This window comes from Streptomyces cupreus (assembly GCF_014257025.1).
GTDB classification, from domain to species: Bacteria; Actinomycetota; Actinomycetes; order Streptomycetales; family Streptomycetaceae; genus Streptomyces; species Streptomyces cupreus.
Map to the genome: position 1 here is coordinate 287,137 of NZ_JACMSF010000003.1, position 13,842 is coordinate 300,978.

Annotated in this window: 11 protein-coding genes; 6 read left to right on the forward strand and 5 right to left on the reverse strand. The window is 68.7% G+C overall.

Annotated features, from left to right (window positions below):
• Positions 1-181 precede the first annotated feature (181 nt).
• From H4N64_RS04680 to H4N64_RS04690, 3 genes are all read left to right on the forward strand, one after another.
• On the forward strand, positions 182-1,168 hold the full coding sequence (locus H4N64_RS04680) for a glycosyltransferase (protein WP_186280809.1): 987 nt from the start codon (positions 182-184) through the stop codon (positions 1,166-1,168).
• On the forward strand, positions 1,168-2,502 hold the full coding sequence (locus H4N64_RS04685) for an alpha-2,8-polysialyltransferase family protein (RefSeq protein WP_186280810.1): 1,335 nt from the start codon (positions 1,168-1,170) through the stop codon (positions 2,500-2,502). Before H4N64_RS04680 ends, H4N64_RS04685 begins: the two co-directional genes overlap by 1 nt.
• A gap of 140 nt (positions 2,503-2,642) precedes the next feature.
• Positions 2,643-3,629, forward strand: a complete 987-nt coding sequence (locus H4N64_RS04690; RefSeq protein ID WP_186280811.1) for a class I SAM-dependent methyltransferase — start codon at positions 2,643-2,645, stop codon at positions 3,627-3,629.
• A 54-nt stretch (positions 3,630-3,683) separates the two neighbouring features.
• Here the strand turns inward: H4N64_RS04690 and H4N64_RS04695 are convergent, their stop codons facing one another.
• Together H4N64_RS04695 and H4N64_RS04700 are read right to left on the reverse strand one after the other, a co-directional pair.
• A complete protein-coding gene (locus H4N64_RS04695) occupies positions 3,684-6,008 on the reverse strand; it encodes a glycosyltransferase (RefSeq protein WP_186280812.1) in 2,325 nt (774 codons plus the stop codon).
• Positions 6,005-7,465, reverse strand: coding sequence for a glycosyltransferase family 29 protein (locus H4N64_RS04700; RefSeq protein WP_186280813.1), 1,461 nt, complete (start codon positions 7,463-7,465; stop codon positions 6,005-6,007). Before H4N64_RS04700 ends, H4N64_RS04695 begins: the two co-directional genes overlap by 4 nt.
• Before the next feature lie 252 nt (positions 7,466-7,717).
• Here H4N64_RS04700 and H4N64_RS04705 point away from each other — a divergent pair, with 252 nt between their 5' ends.
• Positions 7,718-8,827: an acyltransferase family protein gene (locus H4N64_RS04705; RefSeq protein ID WP_186280814.1), complete on the forward strand. Its 1,110-nt coding sequence runs from the start codon at positions 7,718-7,720 to the stop codon at positions 8,825-8,827.
• 94 nt (positions 8,828-8,921) lie between these two features.
• A complete protein-coding gene (locus H4N64_RS04710) occupies positions 8,922-9,863 on the forward strand; it encodes a class I SAM-dependent methyltransferase (RefSeq protein ID WP_186280815.1) in 942 nt (313 codons plus the stop codon).
• A gap of 19 nt (positions 9,864-9,882) precedes the next feature.
• Here the strand turns inward: H4N64_RS04710 and H4N64_RS04715 are convergent, their stop codons facing one another.
• On the reverse strand, positions 9,883-10,533 hold the full coding sequence (locus H4N64_RS04715) for a TetR/AcrR family transcriptional regulator C-terminal domain-containing protein (RefSeq protein ID WP_186280816.1): 651 nt from the start codon (positions 10,531-10,533) through the stop codon (positions 9,883-9,885).
• 71 nt (positions 10,534-10,604) lie between these two features.
• Here H4N64_RS04715 and H4N64_RS04720 point away from each other — a divergent pair, with 71 nt between their 5' ends.
• Entirely contained in the window at positions 10,605-11,993 is a 1,389-nt protein-coding gene (locus tag H4N64_RS04720) for an FAD-dependent oxidoreductase (RefSeq protein ID WP_186280817.1), read from the forward strand.
• Here the strand turns inward: H4N64_RS04720 and leuE are convergent, their stop codons facing one another.
• Positions 11,994-12,650 (reverse strand): leucine efflux protein LeuE, encoded by a 657-nt coding sequence (leuE, locus tag H4N64_RS04725; RefSeq protein WP_186280818.1) that lies wholly within the window; start codon positions 12,648-12,650, stop codon positions 11,994-11,996.
• Between the two features lie 66 nt (positions 12,651-12,716).
• On the reverse strand, positions 12,717-13,842 hold a 1,126-nt coding region (locus H4N64_RS04730; RefSeq protein ID WP_186280819.1), incomplete at its 5' end, for an acyl-CoA mutase large subunit family protein.

Below are 13,842 nucleotides of genomic sequence, written 5' to 3' on the forward strand. Positions count from 1 at the left end.
GCATTTCCTAGGTATAGCCCAACCGCGAATCAACGAAAAGTTAACAACATCCCACCGCGAGCCGAACTGGCCCGTCAGAACCCGGGAAGTACATGGCATGCACCGTTCCGACACATTGAGTTCACCCGCCGTACCCGCGTCGTCAAGTTCCGCTGCCGGGCACCCTCCTACCCTTTTGCAGGTGCCAAAGCTTTCCGTGATCGTGCCGTTCTACAACGTGCAGCAATACGCCCCGGACACCCTCAGAAGCCTTCGGGCGAACGCCCGGAGCGACTTTGAGTTCATCCTGGTGGACGACCATTCGAAGGATGAAACTCCCGCCATTCTCGAACGGGCGGCCGACCAGCTCTCGGATGTCGCACAGGTGCGTTACATCCGTCATGAAGTGAACGGAGGACTCGCCACCGCCCGTAACACCGGTCTGGACGCCGCGACCGGGGAATACCTCACCTTCCTCGACGGCGACGACTGGCTCGCGCCCGGCTACTACGCCGAGCTGGTCGCCGCCATCGAGGAGCTGGGCTGCGATTTCGTCCGGACCGACCACATCCAGGCCAACGCCCGTGCCCGCTCGGTGCACCGGGTACCGCACGGCCGCCGGGGCGAGGTCCTCGACCCGCGTGCGGCGATCCTGCCCGCCGACCGGACGACCTCCGTCGACTACGCCTACGCCTGGGCCGGTGCCTATCACCGGCGGCTGCTGGACAAGGGCCTGCTGCACTTCACCGACGGGCTGCGCACGGCCGAGGACCGGCCGTGGATCTGGAAGCTGCACCGCGAGGCGGAGTCGTTCGCCGTGGTGAGTCTGCTCGGCGTCTTCTACCGCCGGGGCGTTGCCGGTTCACTCACCCAGATCGGTGATGTCCGTCAACTCGACTTCATCCGTGCCTTCGATCAGGTCGTCGAGGAGACGGCGGCCGACCGCGAGGCGGACCAGCTGCTGCCCAAGGCGGTGCGCACCTACTGTGCGATCATCGCCCATCACCTCTCGGACGAGTCCAAGTGGGAACCGGCCGTGGCCAAGCAACTGCGCGCGATGAGCGCGGCGGCCATAAAGCGGATGCCGCAGGACGCGCTCGGTGACGTACTCGAAACCATGGACCTGCGCCGGGCCAGCAAGCTGCGCCGGCTGCGGCGCCGGGCCACCACTGCGAAGGCGGCCGCGTGATGTCCCGTAAGACCACCCAGATCTTCTGCGTCTCCACGCTCTACGGCGCCGCCACCCTGGCCGCCGCGCTGGACTCGGAGTGCTTCGCCGAGGCGGACCGCCGGCTGCTGCTGGTGTTCAACAACTCCACGATCCCGGAGACCACTCCGGCCGTGGACGAGATGCCCGGGTTCGAACCGCTGCGCGACCACTTCGACGGGGTGATCTCGTACAACGAGGCCATCAGGCCCTTCCACCCCGGCGCCTGGTCGCCGCGCACCGACGACATGCCGCTGTTCGAGCGGTACTTGCGGCTGCTGTGGGGCCTCGGCGACGACAAGGTGGAGATTGTCCTGGAGTCCATCCAGGTCAACCCGGCGCTCGGGCTCGCCCAGATCTTCACCGGCGCCCCCCTGCACGTCTACGCCGACGGCCTGATGAGCTACGGCCCCACGCGCAACAAGCTCGACCCGCTGGTCGGCACCCGCGTCCGGCGCCTGCTCCACCTGGACCTGGTACCGGGCCTCACGCCCATGCTGCTCACCGAGTTCGACGTGCCCGCCGAGGTGGTGCCGACCGAGGCCTTCCTGAAGGTGATGGGCGAACTCGCCGGTGCCGTCGAGGAGCTGCCGACCCTTCCGGACAACTCCGCGCTGCTGCTCGGCCAGTACCTGTCGGCGCTGAACATCCTCACCGCGCAGGCGGAGGAGGAGTTGCACGTCCGGATGATGCGCGGGGCGGTGGAGCGGGGGCACCGCTCGATCGTGTTCAAGCCGCACCCGACGGCGCCGGCCCGCTACAGCCGCGCCCTGGAGAGCGAGGCCGAGAAGCTCGGCGTCGACCTCACCGTGCTGGACACGCCCGTGCTCGCCGAGTTGCTGTTCGAGAAGTCCCGCCCCGGCCTGGTCGTCGGCTGTTTCTCCACCGCGCTGTTCACGGCGTCCGCCTTCTACGACCTCCCCGTCGCCCGCATCGGCACCGAGCCGCTGCTGGACCGGCTGACGCCGTACCAGAACAGCAACCGCATCCCCGCGGTGCTGGCGGACGCGGTGCTGCCGGACCTGGAGAACCGCAAGGGCGAGGAAACCGTGCCGACGGAAACCCTGGGCGCGCTCGTCACCGCCATAGGGTTCACCATGCAGCCGCAGATCTATCCGAGCCTGCGTCCTGCCGCCGAGCGGTATCTCTCGGAGCACTTCAAGCCGCGCAACCAGCGCTACTTCAAGCGCAAGCGGCTCACCTCGCTGGGCCTGCCAGGCGGTATTCCGGAGCGGCTGTCGTTCCTGCCGCACAACTCCACGGCACGCCGGGTGGTGCGGCGGGCCAAGGCACTGAAGAAGGCGGTACGCCGCTGAGCCAATTCCCGGTGAACTGCCGGGAAAAGTCGAGGAAACGGTGGCACACCGTCGGATTAAACCGATGAATACATGGTGTGGGCGGCGTTCGAATCCCTAGGATCACGGAACGCCGCCCCATCCGACTCCGTGAGGCACTCATGACGAACCTCGGCCGGCTGTACCCCCTGCTCGACGGCGTAAAGCTGCCGGACGACATTCCCTATTCCCAGGTGAGTTCCTGGGAACTGCGTTTCCTCTACCTCCTGGGCCGCCATCGCCTCACCGGCGAGGACCGGCTCGTGGAGCTGGGCTCGGGCGGCGGCGGGTCCACGTACGCGCTCGCGCTCGGGCTGCGCGAAAGCCCCGTGTTCGACGAGAAGACGGGACGACTGCACGCGTACGACTTCTTCCATGTCGGCAAGGGCACCTTCGCCACCGAGAAGTTCTTCAGTGCAGGCTCCAAGCCCGCGGACGGCGACACCTCGTTCCTGGACGACTTCACCGAGCGTCTGGAGCCCTTCCTGCCGTTCCTGGAGATCCACGCCGGTGACATCTGGCAGACCTCGGACCCGAACGACACCAGCCCGATCGAGTTCCTGCACATCGACATCGCCAAGACGGCCCGGGTGTTCCGCTGTGTCTCCGAGCGGTTCCTGACCCGGCTGCGGCCCGGATCGGTCGTGCTGCACCAGGACTTCGCCGGGCCCCGGCTGCCGTGGCTGCACTACAGCACGGGCGCGTTGCTGCCGTACATCGAGATCGCCGGGCCGCCGATCCGCTCCACGCTCGCCTTCGAGGTGACCGAGCCGATCCCCGAGGACGTGTTGAAGAGGATCTCCGAGGACGCCTTCACCCTCGACGAGAAGCTGAAGCTGATCTCGGCCGTGCAGGAGCGCATCGACCGCGACCACACCGGCGGGATCCCCTTCAAGTCGGTGCTGGAGCTGGCCAAGGCGTACGTCGCGCACTACGACGGGCGGCACAAGCAGGCCTGGTCCATCGCGAGGAAGCTCACCGACGACGAGTATCTCGGCCGAACCCGTGCCGACCACTTCAAGCAGCTGAAGACGGCGTACGAGAAGGACGGCGGCGGTGGTTCGCCGTCGCTGCTGAAGAGGCTGGCCCGGAAGGTCGTAGGACGCTGAACCAGGACGCTGAAAAGAGTGAGCCCCCACCCGTGTGGGGGCTCACTCGCTTTCTCAGCTTCCCAGGATGACCTTCAGGTCCGCGGCGTTCGCCTCGGTGATCTTCCACAGCTCCTGCTGGCGGCCGTGCACATCGGCGACGGTCGCCTGGTGGTCGCGGAGCAGGTCCTTCGAGCGCTCCACCAGGCGGGCGGCCAGGTGGCGGTCGTGGACGGAGATGCCCCACTCGGGGCGCTCGATGTCGTGCAGGAAGTACGCCATCTTCGGGTGCGAGATCAGGCTGATGATCGGCGTGCCGCAACCGAACGGGATCATGCCCGCGTGGCCGCGCATACCGATGACCAGCTTGGTGCGCGCGTACAGATCGCGGATCTCGTCGTTCTCGAAGTCGTACATCGGGATGACGGGCATCGAGATGCCGTGCTCGCGCCGCAGATCGAAGGCGATCTTCTCGTCGTCGAGCGAGTGCGCCACGCACTTGACCTCGGCCAGCTCGCCCAAGTCCCGGACGGCCTGGGCCATCTGGGCCAGGAAGTAGGCGTAGTCATGGCCGAAGCGCAGGCCGGCACGGTCGTAGGCGGCGTTGACGAGGATGGTGTCCTCGCGGCTCGCCGGGTCCTGCCAGCCGGGCACCAGCTGACGGGTGACCGTCGTCGGACAGGGCTGGAAACGGATCTTGTCGTGCAGGTGGGCCGGGACCATGGCACGCACCTTCTCGATCGAGCCGTGGTTGCGCAGCCCGAAGAAGGCGGACTTCTCCACCAGCAGTCGCAGCGACTCCCGGAACCGGCCCGCCCGGTAGGACTGGCCGTCGAAGGCGTTGAAGCCCACGGCGTAGACCGCGATCGGCACGTCGATACGGCGCATCAGCTCGTCCGGGACGTTCCACTGCCAGGCGCTGTTGCCGTTGGGCATGGTGTCCGGGATGAACAGGCCGCCACCGCCGATGACCAGACCGCGCCGGGCGTTGACGCGCTCCAGGGCGGCCTCGTCGAACAGCCGGTGCGCGTGCACGGAGTGCCAGCGCCGGGAGGTGGTGTCGGGGCCGAAGGCGCTGCGCACGCTCTCCGGGAGCAGCTTGTCGCCCGCGTTGCCCTGGCGGTCCATGTAGAAGGCGACGTGCGCCAACTGGTCCTCGGGGGCGCCCAGTTCCTGGGCCGGGACGGAGGCCGCGCGCTGCGCCCACAGGCGGCTTGAGCGGTGGGTGATGTCCACCGACATACCGGCGGTCGCGTACTTGAGCGACGAGGCGTTGTCGCCGTGCACCCAGGACATCTGGGCGAGCCGGGCGTAGGCGGTGGCGGCCCGGTTGGGGGCGGCCGTCGCCATCAGCAGCTGCGCCTTGGCCTCGTCGTAGCGCGAGACGCTCATCAGGGCGTGGCCGAGTACCTCGTGCGGCCAGGCCTCGTCGAGCGGGATGCGGACGCTCTCCAGGACGTCGACGGCGTCCTGGTAGTCGCCGGTGGCGATATGCGCGGCGGCGACCTTGCGGGCGGTCTCGACGTCGCCGGTGCGGGCGACGTGCGGGGTGCCGTAGTGCACGATCAGGTCGTGGTGCAGGCCGCCCGACTTCGAGAGGTACTCGGCGTGGAAGTCGGCGTCGGACAGCTCGTACTCGCGCCACTTCTCCTCGGCCAGGCTGTACCCGGACTCACCGCCCTGCCACGGCTTGTGGCGGCCGGTGAAGTGCAGGATCGCGGTGTCCTCGGGGACCGGGAGGTCGCCGGACAGACGCCTCTTGACGAAGTTGTAGCGCGGGTCGAGGCGGATGAAGTCGCCGTCGAGGACGGAGTTCAGGATGCCCTGGTCGTGCTTGTCGAGTTCGTAGTCGCCGCTGCGGCCTGTGGCGTCCAGCTTGGCGCAGAACTCGTCGCTCAGGTACTCGCGCTGGATGACCAGCAGACCGGAGTTGAGCTTGTGCTGCCCGTAGAAGAACTGCGGGACGGCGGCGAGTCCCTCGCGGAGCTTGAGGAGTTCGCCGAGGTCACCGAGGACGACCATGTCGGTGTCGAGGGTGATGACGGTGTCGTACTCGCGCAGCCGGAAGACATCGAGGATGAAGTACGCCTTGCGGACCAGGTAGTTGTCCTGGTCGCCCTTCTTGTACGAGTCGTAGTGCGTGTCGTTGACGCGCTTGAGGACGATCCGCGGGTGCAGGGCGCGGATCCTGGCGATCGACGCGGGGCGCAGATCGTCGTAGAGGACGACGAAGTCCTCGCACACGGTCGGGTTGGACAGGGCGAGGCTGCGCAGCAGGACGAGGAAACCGGGGAGGTAGTTCTCGTCGACGTAGGAGGCGAAGGCGATGCGCCGCTTGCCGGTGAGGGCCGCGGCGTCGGTGACGGGAGCCTGTGTCGCAGACAGGGTGGTCGTGGTCATCGCAGGGATATCCTCATGTCCGTCACGCTCTGGGCCCGGTCCATGACCCATGCCTTCTCGCTGGTGTATTCGTGCACGGAGGTGATGGCGAGCTTCATCGCTTCCTGCACGCGGTAGGCGCCGCTCTCGTAGAAGTCGAAGCCGATCAGGTCGAGCTTCGGGCTGACGTCCAGGAAGTCCAGCAGGTACAGCATGTTGAAGCCGGTGGTCGGGATGCCCGACCAGACGTCGGTGGAGAGCTTGCCGATGTTGCGCACGGGCCAGCGCAGCGACTCGTCGCCGAGGCAGGTCTGGGCGCCGGGCACCAGGCGGTTGCGCAGCGACCACTTCCAGTCGCCGGAGACACCGCCGAAGACGAGGCGGGTGTCGACCTGCTTCTCCCAGTTGAAGCCGTGCTTGTGGATCGTCGCGTGGATGTCGGTACGGCTGCCGGTGTGCTTCGGGTCGATCTTGTACGAGTTGAAGCGCACCACGAGGTCGTACGCGTCGATCTCGACGCCCATCGAACTGGCGCCCACCCGGCCGGAGTTGGCGATCAGGCAGATCGACTTGCCGGCGATCCGGTTGCGGAACTCGCCGAGGCTGATCCACTGCACGCCGCCGATGGCCGGGTCGGCGACGGGGCCGCGCATCCGGCTGCGGCGCTGCTCGGCGTAGAGCGCGAGGACCTCGGTAAGGGCGGTGACATCGGTGTCGACGGCGATGCGCAGGTCCAGGTACTGGCTGAGCAGTTCCTGGCGGTCGGCCACCGGGGCGTCGTCGGAGGCGAGCGCGAGCAGCGCGCCGACCAGCCGGGGTTCGGCCTCGGCCCAGTCGCCGACGGCGTGCGCGGCGAGGCCCTCGGCCCACACCGCGGTGGAGTCGCCGCGGGTGAACTCCTCGGCGCGCGGGCACTGGCGGCGCAGCAGGGCGAGCAGTTCACGCTCCCGCTCGCTCGCGGTGCGCAGGCCGGCGATGCGGGCGCGGACGCCGAAGCCGTCGTCGTCGGTGAGCCCGAGGTACTTCTCGTACGCCTCAAGCGCCTCGGCGTCGTCGCCGAGCGCCTCCATCAGGCGGGCGCGCAGCCGCCAGCCGGCGCGGGAGTTCTTGCGCTGGGCGAGCACGGTGTCGCTGATCACCAGAGCGAGGTTCAGCTCGTCGTCGTAGCCGCACTTGAGCGCCTGGTTGGCGACGGCGAGCAGCGCGTCGAGCAGTTCGTTGCCGATTCCCGCGGCGGGGGTCGCGGCGCCCTTCACGGCACGCTTGAGCAGCCCGGTCGCGCCGGTCGCCGGGGCGGGTGCGGGGGCGGCGGGGGTGGTTCCCCATACGACGAGCAGCTTTCTGAGCTGCTCGGCGAGTTCGATGCGACGGCGGTCGATGCTGCCGACGACTTTGCCGCTGTGCACCGCGCAGGCACGCAAACAGTCGTCCAGCTCCCCTCCACGCGCACGTGCCCGTCTGTTCTGGACCCTCGTCATGGCACTCCTGGTATTCGCCAAGCCAATGCTGTGTTTGCCGCGGTTTGCCGGCGGGTGGGGGGATCTTGAAACCGTTTGCTTATCCGTGGGGGGATGCTGAGAAAAATTAGGAAGGCAAAACGACTTTCAGGTGAACTCACAGGTACTACAGGACTAATCGTTGCCCGGTCACCCAAGACATCCCTGTGATTCGGACTAATGTGCCTAGGTCCACTCTGGAGAACACCTGGCAAGGGGAATTCTGTGACCAGCATGACCGTCCGACCGGTGATCGAGCCGCCCCGGAGGGCGGAACGGACGGCACCCAGGGAGACTCGGCTACGGGCTCTGGACGGACTGAGGCTGGTCGCCGCGCTGATGGTGGCCGCGTACCACTACGGCGGCCGGGGCGGCGAGGTCACCGCGGCCTGGGGCAGCTCGCCCACGGTCCAGTTCCCCACGCTGCACGAGTACTTCGCCTACGGCTGTCTCGGCGTCCAGGTCTTCTTCGTGATCAGCGGGTTCGTGATCTGCATGAGCGGCTGGGGACGGCCGCTGAGGTCCTTCTTCGCCTCCCGCGCCTCCCGGCTGCTGCCCGCCTACTGGGTGGCGGTCCTGCTGGTGACGGCGGTGTTCGCGCTGCCGATGGTCGCGTACAAGGCGGTCTCGCCGAGCGACGCGCTGGTGAACCTGACGATGCTTCAGCAGCCGCTGGGCGTCGACCGGGTGCTCGGGGTCTGCTGGACGCTGTGGGCGGAGGTCCGCTTCTACGCCCTGTTCGCGCTGTGCGTCGTGCTGCCCGGCGCGACCCGGCAGCGCGTCATCATGTTCTGCGCCGGCTGGACGCTGGCCGCGGTCATCGCCGAGGCCGCGAACGAACCTCTCCTCGACCTGGTCCTGATGCCCGAGTACGCGCCCTTCTTCATCGGCGGTGTCGGCCTCTACCTCGTCCACCGCAACCGGCGGGACGCCTATGCGTGGGGCATCGTCGGCGTCAGCTGGCTGATCGGGCAGCACTACGCGGTGCAGAACCTGTGGCGCGCCCCCAGCACGGACGCCTTCGCCAACCGCACCTCCTTCGGCATCATGCTGGTCGTCACCTTCGGCTTCATCGCTGTCGCCGCCATCGCGCTCGGCTGGCTGAACTGGGCGAACTGGCGCTGGCTGACCGTGGCCGGGGCGCTGACGTACCCCTTCTACCTGGTGCACGAACACCTGGGCTGGGTGGTCATCAAGATCCTTCACCAGGACTTCTACCTGTCCTCGTGGGCGACCTTCACCCTGACGATCGCCTTCATGCTGTCGCTGGCCTGGCTGCTGAACCGGTACGTCGAGAAGCCGCTGACGCCACGACTGCGGACGGCCCTCTCCAAGATGCGCTGAGCGCCGGGCGTGGCAAGACTGCTGAGCAGCCGTTGTTCACCGGACGTTCAGCCCGGTGACAGATTGCCCGGACCCCAGTGAGCAGGCTCGTCGCATGGCCAACGCACAGCAGATTCCCGTACTCCCCGGCGAGCTCGGCGATGTGCCGGGCTGGTTCCCCGCACTCGACCAGACGCTGTTCACCTGGTTCCTCGAACGGCAGGAGGCCCTCGGACAGCGGGGCGACCTGCTGGAACTGGGGGCCTATATGGGCAAGAGCGCGATCCTGCTGGGCCGGCATCAGCGCCCCGGCGAGACGTTCACGGTCTGCGACCTCTTCGAGAGCGACGCGCCGGACGGCGCGAACCAGGCGGAGACCTCGAAGTCGTACGCGTCCCTCACCCGTGAGGCCTTCGAGCGGAACTATCTCTCCTTCCACGACGCCCTGCCCCGGGTGGTCCAGGGGCCCAGCTCGGTGATCACGCAGGAGGTCTCGCCCGGGACCTGCCGCTTCGTCCACATCGACGCCTCGCACCTGTACGAGCATGTGTACGACGACATCGGCGCGGCGCGCGATCTGCTGGTGCCGGACGGGATCGTGGTCCTCGACGACTTCCGCTCCGAGCACACGCCGGGTGTCTCGGTCGCCACGTGGGAGGCGGTGCTGAACCGGGGGCTGCGGCCGGTGTGCCTGAGCACGCAGAAGCTGTACGGGACGTGGGGGGATCCGGCGGAGGTGCAGGAGGAGCTGCTGGCGATGCTGCGGGCGCGGGAGGACTGCGGGCTGAGCGTGCAGGAGGCGGCGGGGCATCGGCTGGTACGGGTGCGGGCCCGGGGGATGAAGCCGCCGGCGTTTCCTCGGTCGCGGCACTACGTGGAGCCCGTGGAGGTGGCTGTGGCGGCGCCTGCGTCGACTCCGGCGCGGAAGCGCTCGCGCCCACGTCAACTGGCGCTGGACCTGTTGCCGCCGGTTGTCACTCGGGCGGTGCGGCAGATGCGTCGTCCGCGGGCCGGTGGGGGCTTGGCACGCCCACGCGGCGGAGCCGCACATCGATAGAGCCCCGCCCCTGGGGCAGTCACCCTGCCCCATACCGTGTCTCGATCCCCGCGATCACCAACGCCAGGCCCTCCTCGAAGTGCTCGTCGTAGTTCGCGAAGATCTCCGCGCCCGCCGCTGCCGACAGGGGGAAGTCGGACATCAGGCGGGCGCGTTCGTTCACGTCGTAGCCCTCTCGGCGCTCGTCCGGCAGCGGCTGGACGCCCTGTTCCTCCGTGACGAAGCCGAGGGTGTACGAGTACGTCGTCACCGTTGCCCTCACCGCCTGGCGCAGATCGAAGCCGGCGGCTGTGAACAGGCGCAGGTTCTCCTCCATCTGCTCCGCGTGCTCGATGCCGGTGAAGCGTGAGCCGCTGAAGACCTTGGCGCCGTCGCGGTAGCCGAGCAGTGCCCTGCGCAGGCCCCGGTTGGACTTCAGCAGGCGTTCCTGCCAGGTGTCGGCGGGGTCGAGCGAGGTGCCCGCGACCATACGGCGGAACATCTCCGTCGCCATCTCGTCCAGCAGCGCCTGCTTGTCCTTGAAGTGCCAGTACAGGGCCGGTGCCTTGACGTCCAGTTCCTTGGCGATGGCGCGCAGGGTCAGGCCGTCCAGACCGACCTCGTTCAGAAGCTCCAGGGCGGTGGCGGCGACCCGGCGGCGGTCGAGGGGGGCTCGGCGTTCCGTGTTCACGCTTGACAGGTTAACGGCGTTAAGGCCATCCTCGTATCCGAGGGTACTTAACAGTGTTAAGGGGAATTGGTATGGATACGGATGTTTTGATCGTGGGCGCGGGTCCGACCGGACTGGCTCTCGGTATCGATCTCGCCCGGCGCGGGGTGGACGCGCTGGTGGTGGAGCGGGCGCAGGGGCTGTTCCCCGGTTCGCGGGGCAAGGGGATCCAGCCCCGCACGATGGAGGTGTTCGACGACCTGGGCGTGCTGGAGGCGATCCGGGCGGCGGGCGGCAGCTATCCGGTGGGGATGATCTGGCAGGACGGCAAGCGGGTGGGCGAGCACCAGATGTTCGACCCGGCCGAGGCCACGGAGGACTCGCCGTACAACGAGCCGTGCATGGTCCCGCAATGGCGGACGCAGGAGATCCTCTTCGCCCGGCTGCGAGAGCTCGGCGGGCGGGTGGACTTCGGGCGGGAGGTGGTGTCGCTGGAGCAGGACGGGGAGGGGGTGGGCGTCCTGTGCGGGTCAGGGGGCCCGGTCCGCGCGCGGTATGCGGTCGCGGCGGACGGCGGGCGCTCGACGGTACGGCGGGCGCTGGGGATCGGGATGACCGGGGAGACGGTGGATCCGCAGCCGATGCTGGTGGCGGACGTCCGGATCACGGGGCTCGACCGCGACAACTGGCACGTCTTCCCGCCGAGCGGGGAGGGCGAGGGCTTCCTGGCCGTCTGCCCGCTGGCGGGTACGGAGGACTTCCAGGTGGTGGCGCGGTTCCCGGCGGACGCGGAGGTGGACGTCTCCCTGGAGGGGATCCGGAAGACGGTGGCCGCGCGCTCCCACCTCGCCCCCGAGGACGTGACAGAGGTCCGCTGGGCGTCGGACTTCCGCCCCCGGGCGGCCCTGGCGGACGCCTTCCGCGCCGGCCGGGTCTTCCTCGCCGGAGACGCGGCGCACATCCACTCCCCGGCCGGCGGCCAGGGCCTGAACACCAGCGTGCAGGACGCGTACAACCTGGGCTGGAAACTGGGGGCGGTGCTGCGGGAAGGGGCGGGCGAGACTCTGCTGAGCACCTACGAGGAGGAGCGCCGCCCCATAGCCGCCGACATGCTGGGCCTGTCCACCAGCGTCCACCGAGGAGAGACCCGTCGAGGCGAGGCAACCCGCCAACTGGGCCTCGGCTACCGCGACTCGTCCCTCACCCAGGAGACCCGCACCTCACCGGCCCCCCTCCAGGCAGGCGACCGAGCACCGGACGGAACGCTCGGCGGCGTACGGCTCTTCGACGCGTTCCGGGGCCCGCACTGGACGCTGGTGGCGGTGGGCACGCAGGCCCCGGAACTGCCGGAGGCGGTACGGGTGGTCAGCGGCGAGGACCAGCCGTCGTACGGGAAGGGGCTGTTCCTGGTGCGCCCTGACGGTTACGTGGGGTGGGCGGGTGAGACGGCCGACACCTTGCCGGGCTACCTGACCCTCTGATCAGGCGTCGGCCAGCGACAGCTTCACCGCGAACCCGAGGAACAACGCCCCCGCCGCCGAAGTGGCCCCCGCCGACAGCCGCTTGCGCCTGCGGAAGGCCGCCGCCAGCTTCGTGCCGCCGAATATCAGCGCGCTGAGGTACAGGAAACTCGCGAGCTGCGCGAAGGCGCCCAGCACCACGAAGGACAGCGCGGGATAGGCGTACCCCGGATCGACGAACTGCACGAAGAAGGCGACGAAGAACAGGATCGCCTTGGGGTTGAAGAGGCTGACGACGAGGGCACGGCGGAAGGGCCGCTCGCCGAAGGCGGGGGCGGCCGGGTCCGACTCGGTGCCGGCGCTCTGCTCGCGCCGGGCCCGCCACATCCCCCGGGCCGCCCGCAGCATCCCGACCGCCAGCCAGGTCAGATACCCGGCACCGGCGTACTTCACGATGCCGAACAGCACGGCGTTGGTCTGGAGCAGCGAGGCGACTCCGGCCGCGGAGAGCGTCATCAGCACCGTGTCCCCGCACCAGACCCCGGCCGCGGCCGTGTACCCCGCGCGCACACCCCGGCGGGCGGCCACGGACAGCACGTACAGGGAGTTGGGGCCGGGCAGCAGGACGATGAGGATCAGGCCCGCGAGATAGGTGGGAAGGTCGATGACGCCGAACATGGAAAGGAGTGTCGCACGGCAGTACGACACTCCGATTCCGGGTTTCAGCGGGCGAGACGGCTCCGATCAGAAGGCGTCGCTCGGGACGTACGTCCCCCAGACCTCCCGCAGCGCGTTGCACACCTCGCCCACCGTCGCTCGGGCGCGCAGCGCGTCCTTCATCGGGTACAGGACGTTGTCCTCGCCCTCGGCCGCCTTCTTCAGGGCGGCCAGGGCTGTGTCCACCGCCTGCTGGTCGCGCTCCGCGCGGAGCTTGGCGAGGCGTTCCGCCTGCTGGGCCTCGATGGCCGGGTCCACGCGCAGGGGCTCGTACGGCTCCTCCGCGTCGAGCTGGAAGCGGTTGACGCCGACCACGACCCGCTTGCCGGAGTCCGTCTCCTGAGCGATGCGGTAGGCGCTGCGCTCGATCTCGTTCTTCTGGAAGCCGTGCTCGATGGCCGTGACCGCGCCGCCGAGGTCCTCGACCTTCCGCATCAGCTCCAGCGCCGCCGCCTCGACCTCGTCCGTCATCTTCTCGATGACGTAGGAGCCCGCGAAGGGGTCGACCGTCGCCGTCACGTCCGTCTCGTAGGCCAGCACCTGCTGGGTGCGCAGAGCGAGGCGGGCGCTCTTGTCCGTCGGGAGCGCGATCGCCTCGTCGAAGGAGTTGGTGTGAAGGGACTGGGTGCCGCCGAGGACCGCCGCCAGGCCCTGGACCGCCACCCGGACCAGGTTCACCTCCGGCTGCTGAGCCGTCAGTTGTACGCCGGCCGTCTGCGTGTGGAAGCGGAGCATCAGGGACTTGGGGTTCTTCGCGCCGAACTCGTCCCGCATCACCCGGGCCCAAATCCTGCGCGCCGCACGGAACTTGGCGACCTCCTCCAGGATCGTCGTACGCGAGACGAAGAAGAAGGACAGGCGGGGCGCGAAGTCGTCGACGTCCATCCCCGCGGCCACGGCCGTACGCACGTACTCGATGCCGTCCGCCAGCGTGAACGCGATCTCCTGCGCGGGGGACGCGCCGGCCTCCGCCATGTGGTAGCCGGAGATCGAGATGGTGTTCCACTTCGGGATCTCGGCCTTGCAGTACTTGAAGATGTCCGCGATCAGGCGCAGGGACGGCTTGGGCGGGAAGATGTACGTCCCGCGCGCGATGTACTCCTTCAGCACGTCGTTCTGGATCGTGCCGGTGAGCTTGTCCGCCGAGACCCCC

Bases quoted from the DNA above. Each gene is read 5' to 3' on its own strand.
- H4N64_RS04700 (WP_186280813.1), bottom strand. From the start codon at position 7,465: ATGACGAGGGTCCAGAACAGACGGGCACGTGCGCGTGGAGGGGAGCTG.
- leuE (WP_186280818.1), bottom strand. From the start codon at position 12,650: ATGTTCGGCGTCATCGACCTTCCCACCTATCTCGCGGGCCTGATCCTC.
- H4N64_RS04685 (WP_186280810.1), top strand. From the start codon at position 1,168: ATGTCCCGTAAGACCACCCAGATCTTCTGCGTCTCCACGCTCTACGGC.
- H4N64_RS04720 (WP_186280817.1), top strand. From the start codon at position 10,605: ATGGATACGGATGTTTTGATCGTGGGCGCGGGTCCGACCGGACTGGCT.
- H4N64_RS04705 (WP_186280814.1), top strand. From the start codon at position 7,718: ATGACCGTCCGACCGGTGATCGAGCCGCCCCGGAGGGCGGAACGGACG.
- H4N64_RS04710 (WP_186280815.1), top strand. From the start codon at position 8,922: ATGGCCAACGCACAGCAGATTCCCGTACTCCCCGGCGAGCTCGGCGAT.
- H4N64_RS04690 (WP_186280811.1), top strand. From the start codon at position 2,643: ATGACGAACCTCGGCCGGCTGTACCCCCTGCTCGACGGCGTAAAGCTG.
- H4N64_RS04695 (WP_186280812.1), bottom strand. From the start codon at position 6,008: ATGACCACGACCACCCTGTCTGCGACACAGGCTCCCGTCACCGACGCC.